At 71.2% G+C, this 19,719-nt stretch carries 18 protein-coding genes; 11 read left to right on the plus strand and 7 right to left on the minus strand.

The genetic code is table 11. From position 1 onward, the window contains the following. Nucleotides 1–79 precede the first annotated feature (79 nt). Nucleotides 80–784, plus strand: coding sequence for a DUF779 domain-containing protein (locus tag JOF43_RS23245; protein ID WP_377784657.1), 705 nt, complete (start codon nucleotides 80–82; stop codon nucleotides 782–784). A 4-nt stretch (nucleotides 785–788) separates the two neighbouring features. Here the strand turns inward: JOF43_RS23245 and JOF43_RS01155 are convergent, their stop codons facing one another. Next, a complete protein-coding gene (locus JOF43_RS01155; protein WP_209898017.1) occupies nucleotides 789–1,454 on the minus strand; it encodes a MerR family transcriptional regulator in 666 nt (221 codons plus the stop codon). A 158-nt stretch (nucleotides 1,455–1,612) separates the two neighbouring features. On the opposite strand from JOF43_RS01155, the gene JOF43_RS01160 reads away from it, so the two are divergent. The 3 genes from JOF43_RS01160 to JOF43_RS01170 all read left to right on the plus strand — a co-directional run bounded on the left by JOF43_RS01160 (nucleotide 1,613) and on the right by JOF43_RS01170 (nucleotide 4,050). After that, nucleotides 1,613–2,200, plus strand: a complete 588-nt coding sequence (locus JOF43_RS01160; protein WP_245353979.1) for a DUF4188 domain-containing protein — start codon at nucleotides 1,613–1,615, stop codon at nucleotides 2,198–2,200. 163 nt (nucleotides 2,201–2,363) lie between these two features. Next, entirely contained in the window at nucleotides 2,364–3,140 is a 777-nt protein-coding gene (locus JOF43_RS01165) for a phytanoyl-CoA dioxygenase family protein (RefSeq protein ID WP_209898018.1), read from the plus strand. A 7-nt stretch (nucleotides 3,141–3,147) separates the two neighbouring features. Further along, complete coding sequence (locus JOF43_RS01170) at nucleotides 3,148–4,050, plus strand: helix-turn-helix domain-containing protein (RefSeq protein ID WP_209898019.1); 903 nt, start codon at nucleotides 3,148–3,150, stop codon at nucleotides 4,048–4,050. A gap of 39 nt (nucleotides 4,051–4,089) precedes the next feature. On the opposite strand, the gene JOF43_RS01175 is transcribed toward JOF43_RS01170, so the two are convergent. The 4 genes from JOF43_RS01175 to JOF43_RS01190 form a co-directional block, all read right to left on the minus strand. Further along, entirely contained in the window at nucleotides 4,090–5,235 is a 1,146-nt protein-coding gene (locus tag JOF43_RS01175) for an FAD-dependent monooxygenase (RefSeq protein WP_209898021.1), read from the minus strand. 236 nt (nucleotides 5,236–5,471) lie between these two features. After that, nucleotides 5,472–7,565: an ABC transporter ATP-binding protein gene (locus JOF43_RS01180; protein ID WP_209898023.1), complete on the minus strand. Its 2,094-nt coding sequence runs from the start codon at nucleotides 7,563–7,565 to the stop codon at nucleotides 5,472–5,474. After that, the gene (locus tag JOF43_RS01185) at nucleotides 7,562–9,325 is read right to left on the minus strand and encodes an ABC transporter ATP-binding protein (protein WP_209898025.1); all 1,764 of its coding nucleotides are present in this window, start codon (nucleotides 9,323–9,325) and stop codon (nucleotides 7,562–7,564) included. Before JOF43_RS01185 ends, JOF43_RS01180 begins: the two co-directional genes overlap by 4 nt. Nucleotides 9,326–9,704: 379 nt before the next feature. Beyond that, nucleotides 9,705–10,463, minus strand: coding sequence for a GntR family transcriptional regulator (locus JOF43_RS01190; RefSeq protein ID WP_209898027.1), 759 nt, complete (start codon nucleotides 10,461–10,463; stop codon nucleotides 9,705–9,707). A 205-nt stretch (nucleotides 10,464–10,668) separates the two neighbouring features. Between JOF43_RS01190 and JOF43_RS01195 the strand changes: the two genes are divergently transcribed. The 6 genes from JOF43_RS01195 to JOF43_RS01220 all read left to right on the plus strand — a co-directional run bounded on the left by JOF43_RS01195 (nucleotide 10,669) and on the right by JOF43_RS01220 (nucleotide 17,508). Beyond that, nucleotides 10,669–11,808 carry a TIGR03364 family FAD-dependent oxidoreductase gene (locus JOF43_RS01195; protein ID WP_245353980.1) on the plus strand — a complete coding sequence of 380 codons (1,140 nt, stop codon included), beginning with the start codon at nucleotides 10,669–10,671 and terminating at the stop codon, nucleotides 11,806–11,808. Between the two features lie 179 nt (nucleotides 11,809–11,987). Beyond that, entirely contained in the window at nucleotides 11,988–12,953 is a 966-nt protein-coding gene (locus tag JOF43_RS01200; protein ID WP_209898029.1) for a phosphate/phosphite/phosphonate ABC transporter substrate-binding protein, read from the plus strand. 27 nt (nucleotides 12,954–12,980) lie between these two features. Continuing rightward, nucleotides 12,981–13,841 (plus strand): phosphonate ABC transporter ATP-binding protein, encoded by an 861-nt coding sequence (gene phnC, locus JOF43_RS01205; protein ID WP_209898031.1) that lies wholly within the window; start codon nucleotides 12,981–12,983, stop codon nucleotides 13,839–13,841. Further along, entirely contained in the window at nucleotides 13,838–15,529 is a 1,692-nt protein-coding gene (locus JOF43_RS01210) for a PhnE/PtxC family ABC transporter permease (RefSeq protein ID WP_209898032.1), read from the plus strand. Before phnC ends, JOF43_RS01210 begins: the two co-directional genes overlap by 4 nt. Nucleotides 15,530–15,580: 51 nt before the next feature. Next, nucleotides 15,581–16,294: a phosphonatase-like hydrolase gene (locus JOF43_RS01215; protein ID WP_209898034.1), complete on the plus strand. Its 714-nt coding sequence runs from the start codon at nucleotides 15,581–15,583 to the stop codon at nucleotides 16,292–16,294. Then, complete coding sequence (locus JOF43_RS01220) at nucleotides 16,291–17,508, plus strand: alcohol dehydrogenase catalytic domain-containing protein (RefSeq protein WP_209898036.1); 1,218 nt, start codon at nucleotides 16,291–16,293, stop codon at nucleotides 17,506–17,508. Before JOF43_RS01215 ends, JOF43_RS01220 begins: the two co-directional genes overlap by 4 nt. Before the next feature lie 125 nt (nucleotides 17,509–17,633). On the opposite strand, the gene JOF43_RS01225 is transcribed toward JOF43_RS01220, so the two are convergent. Together JOF43_RS01225 and arsB are read right to left on the minus strand one after the other, a co-directional pair. Then, complete coding sequence (locus JOF43_RS01225; RefSeq protein ID WP_281065003.1) at nucleotides 17,634–18,086, minus strand: arsenate-mycothiol transferase ArsC; 453 nt, start codon at nucleotides 18,084–18,086, stop codon at nucleotides 17,634–17,636. Beyond that, nucleotides 18,083–19,147: an ACR3 family arsenite efflux transporter gene (gene arsB / locus JOF43_RS01230; protein ID WP_209903000.1), complete on the minus strand. Its 1,065-nt coding sequence runs from the start codon at nucleotides 19,145–19,147 to the stop codon at nucleotides 18,083–18,085. Before arsB ends, JOF43_RS01225 begins: the two co-directional genes overlap by 4 nt. Nucleotides 19,148–19,278: 131 nt before the next feature. Between arsB and JOF43_RS01235 the strand changes: the two genes are divergently transcribed. Beyond that, nucleotides 19,279–19,671 (plus strand): ArsR/SmtB family transcription factor, encoded by a 393-nt coding sequence (locus JOF43_RS01235; RefSeq protein ID WP_209898037.1) that lies wholly within the window; start codon nucleotides 19,279–19,281, stop codon nucleotides 19,669–19,671. The last annotated feature ends 48 nt before the right edge of the window (nucleotides 19,672–19,719 follow it).

Below are 19,719 nucleotides of genomic sequence, written 5' to 3' on the forward strand. Positions count from 1 at the left end.
GGTTGCTTCTGCTCGACAGCGCCGCCGGGTGGTCCGCGGGCATCGCGGTCCGGCCCGTCGACCTGGGGAAGGAAGGACGATGTCCGATAGCTCGACCGCTCGGGAGGCGACGACTCCGCCGCCCAGCGAGCCCCCCATGACACCGCCGGGCCGACCGCCCGGTACACCGCCCACCGAGCCGCCGACCGATCCTCCCGGCCCCCCGCCCACGGGACCGCAGCCACCGATTCCCGGCCGGCCGCCCGAACCGGAGCCCGGGCCGCTCGAGCCGCCGGAGACCGAGCCGGAGCCCGAGCAGCCACCGCCTGACCAGCCACCTCCCGGCGCGCCGCCGCGGACCACCGGCGGCCGCCCTGCCGCTCAGCTACCGGATCCGACCGCGGCCGACGACGTCCTCGAGGCAGATCCCACGGTCGAGGGTGAGGACTTCTCGCGGGTCGCGTTCACGCAGGCCGCCGTCAGCCAGCTGCAGCGACTCATCGACCGCAACGGTCCGCTGATGTTCCACCAGTCCGGCGGCTGCTGCGACGGCTCCTCCCCCATGTGCTACTCCGAGGGCGATTTCATCACCGGGGATGCCGACGTGAGGATGGGCCACGTCGAGGTGCCGCTGCCGGACGGCAGCGGCTCACCGCTGGACTTCTGGATGAGCCGAGAGCAGTTCGCCTACTGGCGTCACACGCACCTGACCATCGACCTGGTCGACGGGCGCGGCGGAGGCTTCAGCCTCGAATCACCCGATGGGAAGAGATTCCTGACCCGTTCGCGGATGCTCTCGGACTGAGGCCTCAAGGCCGCTCGTCGTGGCGGTACCGCTGCAGTGACACCTGACGCTGGGCCAGCAGGCGCAGCGCCGAGAGCACCGGCTCGGTCAGGACGGTGCCGACGACGACCCGTCGCACGGCGCCCTCGGCTCCCACAGGCACACTGGTCACGTCGACGCGTGCGACCTGCTCGACGGCGTCGGCGTACTGATCGAGCATCGCCTCGTCGACGATGACGTCGGCCTGCTCGCAGGCGGCCCAGGCGCGCTCGAGGCGGCCGATGACGGCGTCACCCTCGGACATAAACCAACCGCGCTGCGCCGCCCAGCGACGGGCGCGGCCCTCGCTGTCCGACCCGTCACCCTCGTCGCTCTCGCGCGCTTCTCCGTCCGCCTCGTCCGGCTCGGGAACTTCCCCGCCGGTCAGGGCATCGTGCGCGGTAGCCAGCACATCCAGCCGTGCGGGAGCGGGAGCGTCGATCACTGCGACGACGCGGCGCACGGCGGTGATGCCGAGCCCTCCGGTGTCGGTAAGCGCCCGCACGAGGCGAAGCCGTTCGACGTGGGACTCGTCGTACTCGGCCGTGGTGCGGGAGGTCTGGCGGCCCGGCGGCACCAGCCCTTCGCGCACGTAGTACTTGATGGTCCCGACGGGGACGTCAGAGCGTGCCGCCAGTGCGGAGATCCTCATCCCGCCTCCTTTCGCAGGCCTGCCGCTTCCAGGGTCGGCATGCACCGCCTGACCCAGTCTGATCCTGCCTGATCCTGCGTGGCCTCCGGGATCTTGACCGTCGACCCCGGATGACGCACAGTAGAAAGTACCACTTTCTAATTGAGCAGAGGCCCGTCATGGCGCAGCCCGCCGCCCGCCACTCCCCCGATCCCCGCACCCGCGCCCGTCGGCGCCCCGATCGCCGCCGCCCCGGCGGCACAACCCGGACCCGCCCGCCGAATCTCACGCATTCGTCCACCGATGACCTCGTCGTCTTCCACATCGGCATGACCATCCACCAGCCGTGGCGTCCTGATCTGTGGCTGCCCGTCGCCGCCTCGATGCCGCGGATGCTCGCCGAACTGGCTCGCAACCGAGCAGCCCATGAGCGAGGGGAGGCGGAGGACCTCGGCTTCCTCGGCGCCGAGACCCTGATGGGCGGGAAGGGCCCCTGGGTGGTGCAGTACTGGAAGAGCATCGAGCACCTCTACGCCTACTCACGCATGAGCTCGCGCGCGCACCTACCGGCCTGGAAGACGTTCAACACCGCGGCCCGCAAGCACCCCGGGGCCGTGGGGATCTGGCACGAGACCTACGCGGTCCCCGCCACCGGGATCGAGACGTTCTACGGCAACGGAGCGCAGCTGGGGCTCGCGAAGGCCGTCGGCTCCGCGCCGCTGGCCTCCCGCGGCCGCACCGCCCGCGACCGGCTCGGCACGAGCTGAGCTGCGGCCCGGCGCTGAGCGCTCGAGCCCCCCGGTTCTTCCGCCCCGATGTCCGTCCTGCGAACATCCACGTCCGCCCGTTGCCTGGTCCGGCTCGGACCGGGGTCCCTAGGCTCGAGGAGCACGTTCCGACAATCTCTCCTGACTCGCGGAAGGGTCGATGATGACCACCCTCTCCACCACCCGGCCCGATCTCGATGCGCTGGCCGACACCTACGACCAGCAGGGCTACGTCCTGGTCAAAGGCCTGCTCAGCAAGGAGGAGGCCGCCGAGTACCGGGGCCGCAGCCATGAGCTGATCGCCTCCCTGGACCGTGGCGACGACCCCACCTGGGACGCCGCCGCCGACGTCGCGATGGGGCAGGCGACCAGCCTGCAGCACCTGCACGACGCCCAGTTCTACGACGCGGCCTTCACCCGTCTGCTCACCGACCCGCGCTTCACGTCGGTCGCTGCGGCCGTCCTGCGCACCCCGAACGTCCAGCTGCATCACTCCAAGATGTTCATCAAGCCGCCGGAGAACGGCTCCCCGTTCCCGCCGCATCAGGACCATCCGTTCTTCCCGCACACCCATCACCGTGTCGCCGCCGCGATCTTCCACTTCGACGACGCACCCGAGGTGAAAGGCTGCGTGCGGATCGCTCCCGGCAGCCACACGGCGGGGCCCCGCGAGCACGACCCCCAGGGCAGCTTCCATCTGCCCGATTTTCCTGTCGACCAGCTCGAGCCCATGGAGGCCGAGGCCGGGGACGTCCTGTTCTTCACCTACCTGACGGTGCACAGCTCAGGTGTGAACGTCAGCGACGAGGCCCGCACCACCTGGCTGGTCCAGTTCCGCGACCCCGCCGATCCGCCGCTGACCGACCAGCACAACCACTCCCTCGGTCAGGGTCTCATCCTCGCCGGCAGCGACCCCACCGGACGTGCGGGCCAGGCATGATGCACGTGTGAGCCTTGATCTCGTCGCCGAGGCGACGACCTTCGTCGACCTCGCCGGGCTGCTCGATGCCGGCGAGGTCGACGGGTTCGCCGTGGACTACCTCAGCTGGGGCTTCTACGAGCAGTCCGCCTGGCGCAACTTCGCCCACACGCATTCGTTCTACGAGGTGTGCCTGGCTTTCGCGGGGTCTGGCACCTTCACGGTCGACGGCGAGGAGCATGCCGTCGAGGCGGGCACGGTGTTCATCGCGCGGCCCGGCGAGGTGCACGAGATCATCGCCCATCCCGGCGACGGGCTCGGGATCGCGTTCTGGGGGTTCACCCTGCAGCAGTCCGGCACGGCACCCACCTCCCAGCCCGGATGGTGGAGCGGCCTGGTCCGCGCCGACCGCCCGCTGGTCTCCTCCTCGCTCGGCTCCCTGCCCACCCTGATCGCCGCGCTGGCCGCGGAGGCCGCTGCTCCGCGCTCCGGGGTCACCGAGCAGGTCAGGGCGCTCGGGGCGGCTCTCGTGGTCGAGACAGCGCGGGCCTTCGCCCGCGAGAGCGACCTGGCCATCGACCTCGACCCGGCCGCGCGCACCACGTCTCGGGTCGCGGCCATGGAGCGCTATCTCGCCGACAACCTCGAGCGCACCCTCCACGTGCGCGACGTCGCCGCGGCCGTCCATCTCTCCTCCCGGCAGGCGGCGCGAGTGTTCGTCCGCGAGACCGGCACCTCCCTGATGACGACGCTGCGACGGCTGCGGCTCGAGCGCGGCGCGCATCTGCTGCTGGAGACCGACGACCCGATCGCGCAGGTCGCCCTCGCCTGCGGCTATCCCGAGGCGCGCCCGTTCATCACCGCGTTCCGTCGCCGCTACGGGCAGCCGCCGGGTGCCTTCCGCCGCAACGGCGGGACCCTGCACCTGTGAGATGTCGTCGGTCCGGTTCCGGCCGGCGGCCGCCGTCCCTCAGGCCGCGAGGAACCGGCGGGTGAGCAGGCGGCTCACGCCAGGCAGGCCGATGGCCCGGCGCCCGATCTGCTGCAGGCGCACCTGCATCCGGTTCTCGGGGATGAAGGCCGAGGCGCTGAGGCGGCCGGACCGTCGGGTCCTCTCGGCCGTGGTCCGCCACCGCCGCTCGTACTCGGCCAGACCCACCTCGACATGGGGGCCCGCGGCGCGCAGGCTGCGGGCCAGGGCCTCGGCGCCGGCGATCGCCAGCGAGGTCCCCTGTCCGGCCAGCAACGACGGGGCGTGGGCGGCGTCGCCCGCGAGCGCGATGCGTCCGCGGCTCCAGCGCGGCGCCCAGCTCTGGGCGCCGAGGTCGTCGTAGAAGGAGTCCGGCGCTCGGGTGAGCGCCTCGTCGATCTGCGGGTGCAGCCCCGCGTACACCGCCTGCAGACGCTCCGGGTCCGCGGTGGGACGTCGTGCGTCGGAGGGGTCGAGACGCTCGGCGAGCATGACGCCGACGCGCTGCGCGTCGGCCGCGTACAGCCAGCCGATGCGCTGGGCGGTGTCGGTCATGAGCATGCGCTCGCCCAGTTCCCGGGCGAACGGTGCGTCCTCGAAGAGGTAGCTGGCCACGCGGTATCCCATCGGGATGATGGCGCCGTGACCGGGTGCGACGTGCTCCCGCGCCGGCGAGCGCACACCGTCGCAGGCCACGACGAGGTCGGACTCGAGGACCTCGCCGCCGCCCATGTCCACCGCGGCATGCTGCGGGCCGGCGTCGCGCACGTCGAGCACACGCTTGCCGTAGCGGAGGTCCACGGAGTCGGGCAGCTGGGCGAGCAGACCCAGTTCCACCTCGGGGCGGAGGATCGAGAAGTAGCGTCCCCCGGCGGCCTTGACCAACGGGGCGACGTCGAGGGTTCCGCTCTGCGTGCCGTCGGGCAGGCCGTAGCGCACCCCTTCGAACGCGTGGCCGCGCGAGCGCAGCTCCTCGATGACGCCCATGCGCTCGGCGGCGACGAAGCCGGGCCCGAAGAAGTCGATCATGTAGCCGCCGCCGCGCGGGCCCGGGGAGGCCTCGAGCACGGTCACGTGGTGGTCGGGAGCGAGCTCATGAGCCAGCGCGAGGCCGCAGACCCCGCCGCCGATGATCGTGACATCCATGCGCCGACGCTACGCGGGTCCGCGCGGCGGCGCACCCCGAGGGGGTCATGTCCCCGCACGGCCAGGTGCCGCGGACAGCACCGGTCATGCCTGCGCAGAGCTCCTCGGCGCCGGGTGACGCCGATGCACCCGCGCGACCGGTCCGGAGCCCCACATCGGTCGTGCGTGCGCGGAATTCGTCGGTGCCGGAGGCGGCCGAGCCTGGTCGCAGGGTCGGCCGCCGCCGAGCGGGACGGTCAGTCCTCGGCCGGGCCGGCTCCCGGGTCCACGGCAGCGAACTCGCCGGTGACGGCGACGGAGCCCTCGAGCACCGCCTCCTCCTCGTCGGGGTCGACGCCGGAGGCGAACTGCGACCAGTACAGGCGGTGGTAGGCGCCCTCGGCGTCCAGCAGCGCGTCGTGATCACCCTGCTCGACGATGTCGCCGTGCTCCATCACCAGGATCACGTCGGCGTCGCGGATGGTGGACAGGCGGTGGGCGATGACGAAGGAGGTGCGGTCGGTGCGCAGCGCCGCCATCGCCTCCTGGACCAGCACCTCGGTGCGGGTGTCCACCGACGAGGTGGCCTCGTCGAGGATCAGCAGCGCCGGGTCGGCGAGGAAGGCCCGGGCGATGGTGATCAGCTGCCGCTCACCGGCGGAGATGTTCGCGCCCTCGTCCTCAATCACGGTGTCGTACCCCTCGGGCAGGGTGCGCACGAAGCGGTCCACGAAGGTGGCGGTCGCCGCCGCGATCACCTCGTCGTCGGTCGCCTCGAGGCGACCGTAGCGGATGTTCTCCATGATGGTGCCGCCGAACAGCACGGCGTCCTGCAGCACCATGCCCACCTGGCTGCGCACCGCGCCGCGGTCCAGCGCGCGGATGTCCACGCCGTCCAGACGGATCTGCCCGGCGTCGATCTCGTAGAACCGCATGATCAGGTTGACCAGGGTGGTCTTGCCGGCGCCGGTGGGCCCGACGATCGCGATGGTCTGCCCGGGCTCCGCGATGAGCGAGAGATCGGTGATCAGCGGCTTGTCCTTGGTGTAGGAGAAGGCGACGTGGTCGAACTCGATGCGACCGCGGGTGAGAGTGGTCAGCTCGGCGCGCTCGATGCGGCGCCGCCGCACCGTCCCGTCGGGCCCGGACGCGGCCCCCGCGGTCTCCCCGTCGGATCCGGCATCGGCCACCGTGATCTCCCCGTCGGCCTCCTGCTCCTCGGCGTCCAGCAGCTCGAAGATGCGCTCCGCCGAGGCCACGCCGGAGATCAGCATGTTCGCCATCCCGGCCACCTCGCCCAGCGGCGCGTTGAACTCGCGCGAGTACTGGATGAAAGCGGTGACCTGGCCCAGCGACATCTGGCCGCCGGCGATCCGCAGGCCGCCGACCACTGCGATGCCGACATAACCGAGGTAGGTCACCCACTGCATGATCGGCATGATCATGCCCGAGTAGAACTGCGCCTTGAACGAGGCGTCGAACAGCTCCCCGTTGCGCTCGTCGAAGGTCTCACGCATCGCGTCCTGGCGGTTGAAGACGGTGACCAGGTCGTGTCCGGTGAAGGACTCCTCGACATGGCCGTTCAGCCGTCCGGTGTTGCGCCACTGAGCGGTGAACAGCTTCTGGGACTTCGAGCCGACGATCCCGATGACGACGCCGGAGATCGGCAGCGCGACCAGGGCGATCACGGCGAGCTGCCAGGAGAGCCAGAACATCATCACGGTGATTCCCACGATGGTCAGCACTGCGTACACGAGCGAGGCGAAGGCCTGCTGGAGCGCGGTCTGGACGTTGTCGACGTCGTTGGTGGTGCGCGAGAGCAGGTCACCGCGCTGGCGGGTGTCGAAGTAGCTCAGCGGCAGGCGGTTGACCTTGGCCTCGATCTTCTCGCGCAGTCGGTAGACGATGTTCATGACCACGTCGTTCAGCAGTCGGCCCTGCAGCCAGTCGAACAGGGACGCGATGACGTACATCCCCAGCACGACCAGCAGCAGGCGACCGAGCGCCGAGAAGTCGACGCCGTCCCCGGAGCGGACCCCGTTGTAGATGACGTCCATCGCGTCGCCGAGGATCGACGGCGCCCACACGGTCAGTGCTGTGGAGACGATCCCGAAGGCCAGCACGACGGTCAGGCCCAGCTTGTGGTCGCCGAAGGTGCCGGCCAGACGGATCGCGGAGGGCCAAAAGGCCTTCGCCTTGCGGGGCGCGGACTCGCCCCATTCGCCGCTCATGGAGTCCTGCATCTCGAGGATCTCCGCCTCGGTCAGGTCCGCGGTAGCGTTCCCGGCCGTGGCCGACGACTGCGGCGTGGGCGCGTCCTGCGCGTCCCGGTCCTTCTTCACGCGGCTCATGCCGGCTCCTCCACGGTGATCTGGGAGTCGACGATCTCCCGGTAGGTCTGATTGGTCTCGAGCAGGTCCTCATGGGTTCCGCGGCCGACGATCCTGCCCTGTTCGAGCACGAGGATCTGGTCGGCGCCGGTGATGCTGGCGATGCGCTGCGCGACGATGATCATGGTCGCGCCCTGCGTATGTGCGTCCAGGCCCGCGCGCACGGCGGCATCGGTGGCCACGTCGAGCGCGGAGAAGGAGTCGTCGAAGACGAACACCCGCGGCCGGGCGACCAGGGTGCGGGCGATGCACAGGCGCTGGCGCTGGCCGCCGGAGACGTTGGTGCCGCCCTGGGAGATCGAGGACTCGAGGCCCGTCCGCAGGCCCTCCCCCTCGCCGGTGGTGCGGCCCTCGACGAACTCGGTGGCCTGGGCGACGTCGAGGGCCCGCCACAGCTGCGTCTCGTCGGCCATCGGATCCCCGAAGCGCAGGTTGTGGCCGACGGTCCCGGAGAACAGGTAGGGCCGCTGCGGCACGAGGCCGACCGTCGCGGAGACGGTGGCGCGGGAGAGGTCGGTGACCGCGACCCCGTCCAGCAGCACCTGGCCGCTGGTGGCGTCGTGCAGGCGGGGGATCAGACTGACCAGGGACGTCTTGCCGGAGCCGGTCGAGCCGATGATCGCCGTCGTGCGGCCCGCCTCGGCGGTGAAGGAGATGCCGTCCAGCACCGGGGCGTCGGCACCGGGGTAGGAGAAGGTGACGTCGCGGAACTCCACGCTCGCGCCGCCGCCGGCGCCCTCGAGCGCGACGGGCTGCTCGGGCTCGGCGAGGGTGGGCGTGGTCTCGAGCACCTCGCCGATGCGCCGGGCGCTGATGATCGCGCGCGGGAACATCATGAACATGAAGGTGCCCATCATGACGGCCATGAGGATCTGCAGCAGGTACTGCATGAACGCCGTCAGGGCGCCCACCTGCACCAGGCCGTCGTCCACCCGGTGCCCGCCGAACCAGAGCACGGCGGCGGTCGCGAGGTGCAGCACGATCGTGATGGCCGGGCCCATGATCACGAAGAGCCGGCCGATCCGCACCGAGGTGTCGGTGAGGGTCGCGTTGGCATCGGTGAAGCGGGCGGTCTCGTGCTTCTCGCGCACGAAGGCCCGCACCACGCGGATGCCCATGATCTGCTCGCGCATCACGGAGTTGATGGAGTCGATGTTGTCCTGCATCCGCTGGAACAGCGGCATGAGCTTCGTGACCAGCAGGCCGACGATGACCATCAGGACCGGGACCGCGACCCACACCAGCCACGACAGGCCCGGGTCCTCCTGGACCGCCATGACGATCCCGCCGATCGACATGATCGGCACCATCACCATGAAGTTCAGCGTCATCAGCACGAGCATCTGCACCTGCTGGACGTCGTTGGTGGCGCGCGTGATCAGGGTCGGGGCACCGAAGCGTCCCAGCTCCTCGGTGGAGAAGCGGTCCACCCGGGTGTAGATGGAGCGGCGCACGTCCCGGCCCATGCCCATGGAGACGCGGGCCCCGAACCAGACGGCGGCGATCGCGGTGACGACCTGCACCATCGCGACGACCAGCATGAGGCCGCCGACGCGCCAGATGTAGGCGGTGTCACCGGTGGCGACGCCCTGGTCGATGATGTCGGCGTTGAGGCTGGGCAGGTACAGGGTCGCCAGCACGGTGGCGAGCTGCAGGACGATGACAGCGCCCACGTGAGGCAGGTAGGGGCGCGCATGGCGCCGGATGACGGTCCAGAGCATGGAGTTCCTCGGTGAAGGGCAGGATGCGTTGGGCACGGTTCGACGTCGCCGCCGTGGTGGGCGACGAATTCGAGAGTAGGAGCTAGTGCGGACAGATCATGTCCGCGAGGCCGGGCGCGGTCCGGTCACGACCGCAACGTCCAATCATCCCTGAATCGGCGTCTCGGCGCACCCGACTTTTGGAGGAGAGGCGAGATCTCCCGCGCCCGGCCGAGACGACGCCCGCCCCCGCCGCCGAGCTCCGGATCGCCGAAGCGCCGAAGCGCCGGCAGTGATGTACGCCCACGACCGATGGCGGCCGCGACACCGGTCGTGGGCGTACAGGACTCGACCGGCGCGGTTCCTCGAAACTCGACTTCGTAGGCCGACCGGCCGGCGGTCAGAGGCCCTTCAGCATCGACAGCCCGTTGGCTGCGCCGCGCACGGTGGTCGAGGCGAACTGCGCGTGACGCGGCAGGTAGCGGTCGTCGGACCACTCGATCGGGCGGCCGTCGATGGTGAAGGCCCGGCGTCGCAGGCGCATCAGGGGCGCGCCGGGCTCGATGCCGAGCAGGCGGGCGTCGTCCTCGTCCGCGGCGACCGCGTCGAGGATGCGGGTGGCGTGGTGGATGTCGACGCCGCTGGCCACGAGCCGTTCGTAGACCGATCCGGAATCGGGGTCAAAGGAGAGCACGTGCCGACCCACTTCGAAGGGGTAGCACAGCCGCTCGAGCATGATCGGCAGGTCATCGGCAAAGCGAAGTCGCAGCAGCTCGACGACGGGATCACCGGGATCGATCTCGAGCGAGTCGGCCTGCGCCTGCGTGGCCCAGGCCCGGGTCATGGTCTCGGTGCGCTGGCCGGGCTCCATCCCGACCTCGCGGCACCACTGGGTGAAGGACAGTGCCACGTCGAAGGGCTGGACGGGCACGGTCTCGAGCACCACCGAGCGGCGACCACGGCCCGAGGAGATCAGCCCTTCGTCCCGGAGGATCCCGAGCGCCTGGCGCACCGGACCGCGAGAGGTCTCGAAGCGGGTGCACAGCTCGGACTCCGAGGGGACGGTCTGGCCCGGCCCGAGTCGTCCGGAGGCGATCTCCCGGCGGAGGAAGGTGACGATCCCGGCGTAGGTCTGGGTGCCCCTCACGCTGCTCGTCATCGGCGTCCCTCGCTCCCCTCGTCGCCGTCCGCGCCCTGTCGCGCGGTGGTCCGATCCCGATCCTATGCATCGATGCCCCATGTCAGCGGGCTGATCGGCGGCGAGGTGACATCTTGGTGACGCCCCGATGAAGCATGGTCGACAGGTTCTCGACTTGTATATACATTTGTCGACACGGGGCCGGACGAGGGTCCAGTCTCGAGGCATGAGAACCGCTCGAGACATGGGAACCGCAGGCGACCTCCTGGTCGTCGGCAGCGGGGTCCTCGGACTCGCCATCGCCCACCGTGCCCGCCGCCAGGGCCTCGAGGTCACCGTGCTCGAGGAGACCACCCGACCCGTCGGCTCCAGCATCCAGAACTTCGGGCACGCCTGCTTCACCGGTCAGGCCGACGAGCTCCAGGACCTCGCCCTCGCCTCCCGCGCCGGCTGGCTGCGCGCCGCGGCCGACACCGGGCTGTGGACCGCCACCACCGGCACCGTCGTTCCCGCGACGACCGCCGCGGAACTGCGCGTGCTCGAGGAGTTCGCCGCCCACCGCGGGCCGGAGCAGGTGCGGATGCTGAGCGTCGCCGAGACCCGCGCTGCCCTCGCGCACGAGGAGCTGGACGTCGTCGGCGGGGCTCTGCTGCCGCTGGACATGCGCGTGGACCCGCGCACCGCCGTGCCGCGACTGGCCGCGTGGCTCTCGACGCAGGGGGTGCGGTTCCGCTGGGGGGAGCGGGTGCTGCACACGGCCGACGGAGTGGTCAGGACCACCCGCGGCACGTACCGCGCCGACCGCGTCGTGGTGTGCCCGGGCACCGGCGTCGGCGGCCTGTTCCCCGAGATCGCCGACCGCCACGGCATCACCCAGTGCACCCTCGCCATGGCCCTCATCGAGCGGCCGGAGCGACTTCCCGCCCACCTCGCGGTGCTCACCGGCACCTCGCTGGCGCGCTACGACGGCTTCGCCGCCATGCCCGGCACCGCGGCACTGCGGGCAGAGCTCGCCGTCCGGGAACCGGAGCTGACCGCCTGCGTCGCGAACCTCATGGTCACCGGGATCGACGGCGGGCTGCTGGTCGGTGACTCCCACGCCTACGACGACTCCTATGAGCCGTTCCTCGATGCCGGGCTCTCCGACCTGCTGGTGCACCGCGCCGCGGCCCTGCTCGGCATCGACTCGCCCCGCGTGATCCAGCGCTGGCTGGGCCGCTACAGCGACGCACCCGGCACCACCTTCGTGCTCGAGCAGCCCGATGCCGCCACCACCGTCGCCGTCGTCACCAGCGGGGTCGGCATGACCCTCGGCTTCGGCCTCGCCGAGCGCGTGCTCGAGGGCGCTCCCGCCCTCGCCGCCTGACCGCCCCCACCCACACCCACAGGCCGTCCAGGGCGCCGAATGCCGCCACAGGACCGGTGCTCGGCCTGACCTCGGTCCTGAGGCGGCACTCCGAGGCCCACCTTCGTACTCGTCGGCCAATACACACCAAGCCCCCGGTACCAGCTCCCGACCATCCCGTTTCAGACAAGGATCCCGCCATGTCGCACCCCTCGTCGCGCCCCTCGCCCCACCTCACCCGCCGCCAGGGTTTCACCGCCCTCGCCGGCCTCACCGCCGGCGTCCTCGGCACCGGAGCACTGTCCTCCTGCAGCTCCAGCAGCGCCTCCGAGGAGCTGGTCTTCGCCGCAGTCCCGGCCGAAAGCTCCCAGTCCCTCGAGCAGACCTTCGGCCACATTGTCACCCTCCTCGAGCAGGCCACCGGGCGGACCGTCACCTTCCAGAACGCCTCCGACTACGCCGCCGTGATCGAGGGCCAGCGCGCCGGCAAGGTCGACATCGCCTCCTACGGCCCGTTCTCCTACGTGATCGCCCGCGACAGCGGCATCGCGCTCGAGGCCATCGCCGCGCCCGTGCACGAGGAGGGGTCGGAGCCCTCCTACACCTCGCTGTGCTACACCACGCCCGGCAGCGGCATCACCTCGCTGGCCGACCTCGCCGGCAAGAAGGTCGCCTTCGTCGACAAGGCCTCCACCTCCGGATACCTGGTCCCCCTCGAGGGCCTGATGCGCGAGGAGCTCGACGTCGACGCGGATCTCGAGACGGTGCTCGCCGGCGGGCACGACGCCTCCTTGCTGGCCCTCGCCGGCGGCGAGGTCGACGCGGCGTTCGCCCACGACACCATGCTCACGACCCTCACCGAGTCCGGCCAGATCGAGGCCGACGCCCTCACCCCGATCTGGGAGTCCGAGCCGATCCCGGAGGACCCGATCGCGGTGAACACCTCCACCCTCGACGCCGGGACCATCGACGCGATCCGCACCGCCATCCAGACCAAGGCCAACAAGCCGGCCCTGGTCGAGGAGGGAATCTGCACCTCCGAGGACGACTGCGAGCTGCCTGAGGAGATCGAGTGGGGCTATGTCGCGGTCTCCGACGAGGACTACGAGCCCATCCGCCGCCTGTGCACGGTCACCGAGGCCGACGCCTGCACCTCCGTCTCCTGACGCCCGCTCCCGACGAAGGACCCGCTCATGACCTCCACCTCCCGCGACGACGACCCCGTCATCAGCCTGCGCCACGTCACCAAGGACTTCGGGCAGGGCGTCAAGGGGCTCGACGACCTCACACTCGACCTCGAGGCCGGCTCGATCACGGCCCTGCTGGGGCTGTCCGGCTCCGGCAAGTCGACGCTGCTGCGCCACCTCAACGGGCTGCACGCCCCGACCTCCGGGACCGTCCGGGTGCTCGGCGACACCCTCGGGGACCTCTCCGCCGCGCAGCTGCGGGCCAAGCGCCGTGACCTCGGCATGATCTTCCAGAGCTTCGGCCTGGTGGGCCCGATGTCGATGCTGGAGAACGTGTGCACCGGAGCGCTCGGGACGCTGCGCGGGCCGCGGTTGAGCCTGCTGATGTACCCGAAAAGGGTGCGTCACGAGGCCCTGCGGCACCTGGAGCGCGTGGGGCTGGCCGACCGCGCCCACCAGCGAGCCGACACCCTCTCCGGCGGCCAGCAGCAACGGGTCGCGATCGCGCGCTCACTGATGCAGCATCCGCGGGTGCTGCTGGCCGACGAGCCGGTCGCCTCCCTCGACCCGGTCTCGTCCGGACAGATCCTTGAGCTGCTGCGGGCCCTGCGCGACCAGGACGGCCTCACGATCGTCACCGCGCTGCACCAGGTCGAGCTCGCCCTCGACATCGCCGACCGGGTGGTGGGGCTGCGCAGCGGGCACGTGGTCTTCGACCGTGCGACCACGGGCCTGTCCCCGCGGGACGCCGCACGGATCTACGACACCGTCGCGGCACCCACCACGGCCGAGCTCGAATCGCTCACCGATCTGCGCGCACCGGCGCGCCCGGCGGCCGCCGGAGCACCTGCGGCGGCCCGCGCATGAGCACCACGACGCCGGTCGCCGCCCCGGCACCGGACACACGGCTCGCCCGCCCCGTCGGCCGCCCCTCCCTCGGCTCCCTCGGGGCGGGGATCGTGATGGCCGTCCTGGCCGGCCTCGGCATCTGGTCCGTGCTCGACCTCGGCATCGACGTGCCGACGATCGTCGGCTCCCTCGGCAATGCCGTGAACTTCGCCGGGCGCATGCTGCCGCTCGACTTCCCGCCCGCCGCCGAGCTGGCCGGGATGATCCTCGAGACCCTCGCGATCGTGGTGCTGTCGACCGTGCTCGCCGTGGTGCTGTCGGTGCCGGTCGCCCTCGCGGCGGGCCGGGCCACGACCGCCGGCAGGATCACCCGCGGCACCGCCCGCACCCTCATCGTGCTGGCGCGTGCGGTCCCCGACCTTGTGCTGGCGATCGTGTTCCTGCGCCTGTTCGGCCTGGGCCCGGTGGCCGGCATCCTCGCCATGGGTCTGCACTCGGTGGGGATGATCGGCAAGCTCTACGCCGATGCGATCGAGGAGCTCGACGACGCGCCCCGTGAGGCCGTGGAGGCAGTCGGCAGTTCCCGCCGGCAGCAGATCTGGTCCGCGATCCCGCAGGCGCTGCTGCCGCAGGTGGTCGCGACCGCTCTGCACCGCTTCGACATCAACCTGCGCATCTCGGTGCTGCTGGGGTATGTGGGCGTGGGCGGCATCGGCCTGGCGATCGCCGACGCCCTGCGATCCCTGGACTATCAGCGCGGCATGTCCCTGGCGCTGGTGGTGCTCGCGCTGTGCATCGCGGTCGAGCTGCTCTCCGGCGCGGTGCGGGCCGCGCTCCTGCCCGGTGGTGGGCGCTCCCTCCGCTCCACCTGGGCCGACCGGCTCCTCGACCGTTCCTCGGGAGGGCGTACGAGCCCGAGCCCGGTGCGGGCCGAGGCACCCTGGTCGGTGGAGCGGATCCGTCGTCTGCTCGGCGGCCTCGCCGTCGTGGTGGTGACGCTCGCCGCCCTGCAGCAGGTGAAGATCAGCCCCACCATACTGCTGGACGGCCTGTTCGCGCTCCCGGAGACGATGGCGCTGTTCGTCCCGCCCGGCTTCGGCGGCGCCGCGTCGACCGTGCTCGCGGATCTGCTGGTCACGCTCCAGGTCGCCCTGGCCGCGACGCTGCTCGGCGCGATCGTGGCCCTGCCGATCGGGATCCTGGCCGCCCGCAATGTGGTCGCGCACCGGGCCGTGCACACCGGTTTCCGGCTGCTCATCGTGATCATCCGGGGAATCCCCGAGCTGATCCTCGCGATCATCTTCGTGGTCATCTCGGGCCTGGGCGCGGTGGCCGGCACGCTCGCGCTCGCGCTCGGTGCCGTCGGCCTGCTGTCCAAGCTGATCGCCGACTCCCTCGAGGAGACCGACCTCCGCGTCCAGGACGCCGTGCGCACCCTCGGCGCGACCGGGCCGCAGGTCTTCGTGGCCGCGACCGTGCGTCAAGCCGCCCCGGCCTTCGTGGCGCACGTGCTGTACCTGCTGGACACGAACATCCGCTCGGCGACCCTGCTGGGCGTGGTGGGCGCGGGCGGCGTCGGCTTCCTGCTGCTCAACGCCGCCCGGGTCAACCAGTTCGACGTGGTCACCGCGATCGTGCTGCTCATGATCGCCGTGGTGCTGGCCGTCGAGGCACTCTCGATCTGGCTGCGGCGCGCGGTGCGCTGACCTCTGCGCCTCGCCTTCTTCCATCCCGCACGACGACAAGGAGACCCCACCATGACCCGCGCCCTGCAGCTCGCCGTGTTCGACATGGCCGGCACCACCATCGATGACCGCTACGAGGTCTACCGCGTGCTGCGCGATGCCGTCGAGCGCGAGGGCGCTCGCGTCGACGACGCCACCTTCCAGCAGTGGATGGGCACCGAGAAGCGCTCCGCCATCGAGAATCTGCTGACCCTCGGCGGCATCGAGGCATCCGAGGAGCGCGTCGACGACGCCTTCGCCTGGTTCCTCGCCGAGCTCACCCGCACCTACACCGAGAACCCGCCGGTACCGCTGCCGGGCGTGGAGGACGCCCTGGCCACGCTGCGCGCGCAAGGGCTCTCGGTCGGTCTGACCACCGGGTTCTCCCGGGACATCGCGGATCTCATCCTGGAGCGGATGGGCTGGGGAGTCGGATCCGCGGCCGACGGGGCCATGGTCGACGCCGTGGTGTGCGGGGACGAGGTCCCCGAGGGACGGCCGGCACCGTTCATGATCCAGCAGGTCATGACGCAGACCTCAGTCACCGATTCCGCCCTGGTCGTCTCCGTCGGGGACACCGCGGTGGACGTCGAGTCGGCGCGGCGCGCCGGGGTGCTCGCGGTCGGCGTGCTCACCGGCAAGCTCACCCGCGCCGAGCTCGAGGCCGCCGGGGCGGACGAGGTCCTGGACGGGGTCCGCGACCTGCCCCAGCTGCTGAGCCTCGCCGAGGCGCCGGAGTCGCGGTGAGCGCCCGGGTCCAGCAGAGTGAGGTCGGGGCCGCGCCCGGGGCCGCTCTTGTCGATATTCCCGCGGCCGGCGCCGCGGTAGGGACCGCGCCCGACGCCGCAGCCTCCGTGCGCGCACTCGTGTGGACGGGCGGATCCGACTTCGCGCTGCGGGAGCTGCCGCTGCCGGTGCCTGGTCCCGGCGAGATTCTGGTGCGCGTCACCGCGGCCGCGATCTGCGGCTCGGACCGGCACACCGTGACCGGTCTGCGCGAGTCCCCGTGCCCCGGAATCCTCGGGCACGAGGGCGTCGGCGTGATCGTCGCGCTCGGCACCTTCGACAGCGTGCCCCGGCCCGGCGCGGGCCCCGGGGCAGCCACCGGGCCGATCGCGACCGGGTCCGCCGTCGCGGCCGACGTCGACGGCCGCCCGCTCGCCGTCGGGGATCGGATCGTGTGGTCGGTCGTCTCGGCGTGCGGGGGCTGCGACCGTTGCCGGGCGGGGCACTCGGCCAAGTGCCGACGCCTTCTCAAGGCCGGGCACGAGGCCCTCGATTCGTCGTGGCCGCTCTCCGGCTCCTTCGCCACGCACGTGCTGCTGCCCGCGGGTCATGCGGTGGTGCGGGCGGGGGCCGAGGTGAGCGACGGGGCCGCTGCGATCAGCGCCTGCGCCGGCGCGACCGTCATGGCCGCACTCGATGCCGGTCCGTCCCGCAACCTGGCCGGGGCCCGGGTGCTGGTCAGCGGGGTCGGGATGCTCGGACTGCTCGCGGTCCTCGCCGCTCGCGCCGCCGGCGCCACCGACATTCGCGCGATCGACCCCTCCCCCACGCGCCGCGCCCTCGCCGAGCGGGCCGGGGCGAGTTTCACCCTCGCCCCCGAGCAGAGCAGCGTCGGCCCCGTGGACCTCGCACTCGAGTTCTCCGGCGTTCCGACGAGCGTCACGAGCGTGCTCGAGGCCCTCGACGTGGGCAGCACCGCCGTGCTCGCCGGCAGCGTCTTCCCCGGCCCGGCCGTCGGCCTGGATCCGGAGCAGGTAGTGCGTGGCCGGCACACGATCACCGGCGTGCACAACTACGAGCCCCAGCATCTCGCGCAGGCCGTCGCGCTGCTGAGCACGGAGCACGCCGCCGTTCTCGAGGACCCGGTCGTGCTCAGCACCCCGGTCGGTCTGGACGCCGTGCCCGACGCCTTCGCCGCGCCGACGCAGCATCTTCGAACACTCGTGAGGCCCTGAAGACGTTCGGCGGTGGTTCACCGGTCGTGGGCGACCACCGGGCAGCTCACGCCGATCCGCGTTGCCTGGCGGGCTCGCTGTGCGGAATTCGCCTCACCGGCCGACACCCTCGCAGCGCCCCGAGCTCATTCCCCGTGGGCCGTCAGCTCCTCATACAGCACTGCGACTCGCGCATCGATGTCGTCGCGCACCAGGCGCATGCGCTCTATGCCGTCAATACCGCGCTCGGAGGGCTCGTCGGTGCGCCAGGTGGCGATCGTGCCGACCATGCCGGGGACCGGCTCGACCACCGCCTCCTCCCCCAGCACCACGACCCGGTCGACCCGGACCAGCAGCTCCGGATCGACCGGCGTAGGGCTCGAGGCCGACATGTCCGCACCGACTTCGGCGACCACCTCGGCCGACAGCTCATTGACAGCGCTGCCGGGCTTCGTGCCGGCCGAGTGCACCTCGACGGCGCCACGGGCGCGGGCTTCGAGCAGGGCAGCGGCCATCTGGGACTTGCCGCCGTTCTTGACGCAGACGAACAAGACCGACGGTGTCCGGGCCGAGGTCGCCGACGGGTTGTCGATGTTCAAGCGGAGACCTTCTCGGGAGTGCGGACGGGGACGGTGGGATCCCCGGGGAACAAGCGTCTACCCAGCCACAGCGAGACGTAGACCAGGGCGATGAGCACGGGCACCTCAATGAGCGGCCCGACGACGCCGGCGAGCGCCTGGCCGGAGCTGACCCCGAAGGTGCCGATCGCGACGGCGATGGCGAGCTCGAAGTTGTTGCCGGAGGCGGTGAAGGCGACCGTGGTGGAGCGGGCGTAGTCCATCCCGACGGCCCGGCTGAGCAGCAGAGACCCCACGAACATGAGCACGAAGTAGGCCAGCAGCGGTAGCGCGATCCGGGCCACATCCCCCGGGGCGGAGAGGATCGCATCGCCCTGCAGGGCGAACAGGAGCACGATCGTGAACAACAGCCCATACAGGGCGAAGGGGCCGATGCGCGGCAGGAAGGTCTCCTCGTACCAGGCCCGGCCGCGACGGCGCTCCCCGATCACGCGGGTGAGGAAGCCGGCCAGCAGCGGGATCCCGAGGAACACGAGCACGCTGAGCACGATCGCGCCGATCGAGAACTCCGCCGAGGTGACAGGCAGGCCGAGCCAGTACGGGACCACCTGCAGGTAGAACCAGCCGAGCGCTCCGAAGGCGAGCACCTGGAACACGGAGTTGATCGCGACCAGCACGGCCGCGGCCTCGCGGTCCCCGCAGGCGAGGTCGTTCCAGATCAGCACCATGGCGATGCAGCGGGCCAGCCCGACGATGATCAGCCCAGTGCGATACTCGGGCAGGTCCGCCAGGAAGATCCAGGCCAGCGCGAACATCAGCGCGGGCCCGACAAGCCAGTTCAGCACCAGTGAGGTGACCATGAGACGACGGTCAGCGCCGATGCGGCGCGTCTCGTCGTAGCGGACCTTGGCGAGCACCGGGTACATCATCACCAGCAGGCCGACCGCGATCGGCAGCGAGACCCCGGCGATGCTCACCGCCTCGAGCGCCGGGCCGATACCCGGCACGAAGCTCCCGAGCAGCAGGCCGAGGGCCATGGCGGCGAGGATCCACGCCGGCAGCCATCGGTCCAGGAACGACATCTCGCCGCGCACACCGGTGGGAGCGGCGGAGGCGGCGGAGGGGGCCGTGGTCACTGCGACCTCTTCCTATAGACGAACATCGATGCGAACAGTAGCCTTCTCATAGATGCCCGTCAATGTAAGGTGCATCCATGACCGTCACTCCCCAGCACCTGGACCTGACCACACCGGGCGGGCGGGCTGAGGCCGCCTGCGCGCCCGGCGCAGATGCCGGCGACTGCTGCTCCCTGGGCGGCGGACCGCTCAGCACCGATGAGGCCGAGTCCTTGTCCGTGCGCCTCAAGGCGCTGTCCGACCCGACCCGTCTCCAACTGCTCTCGCACATCGCCACGTCCGGATGCGGGGACGTGTGCGCCTGCGACCTGGCGGAGCCGCTCAGGATCTCGCAGCCCACGGTCAGCCATCACATGAAAAAGCTCGTCGAGGCGGGTCTGCTCACCCGGGAGCAGAAGGGACGCTGGGCGCACTACTCCGTCGTCCCGTCGGCCTTCGCCGAGCTGCGCGCCTTCCTCGACCTGTCCTGACCCCCTCCCCGACACGGCCTCGGATTGCCGCGTAGGGACCGATGTCGT

This window comes from Brachybacterium sacelli, assembly GCF_017876545.1.
Lineage (GTDB): Bacteria > Actinomycetota > Actinomycetes > Actinomycetales > Dermabacteraceae > Brachybacterium > Brachybacterium sacelli.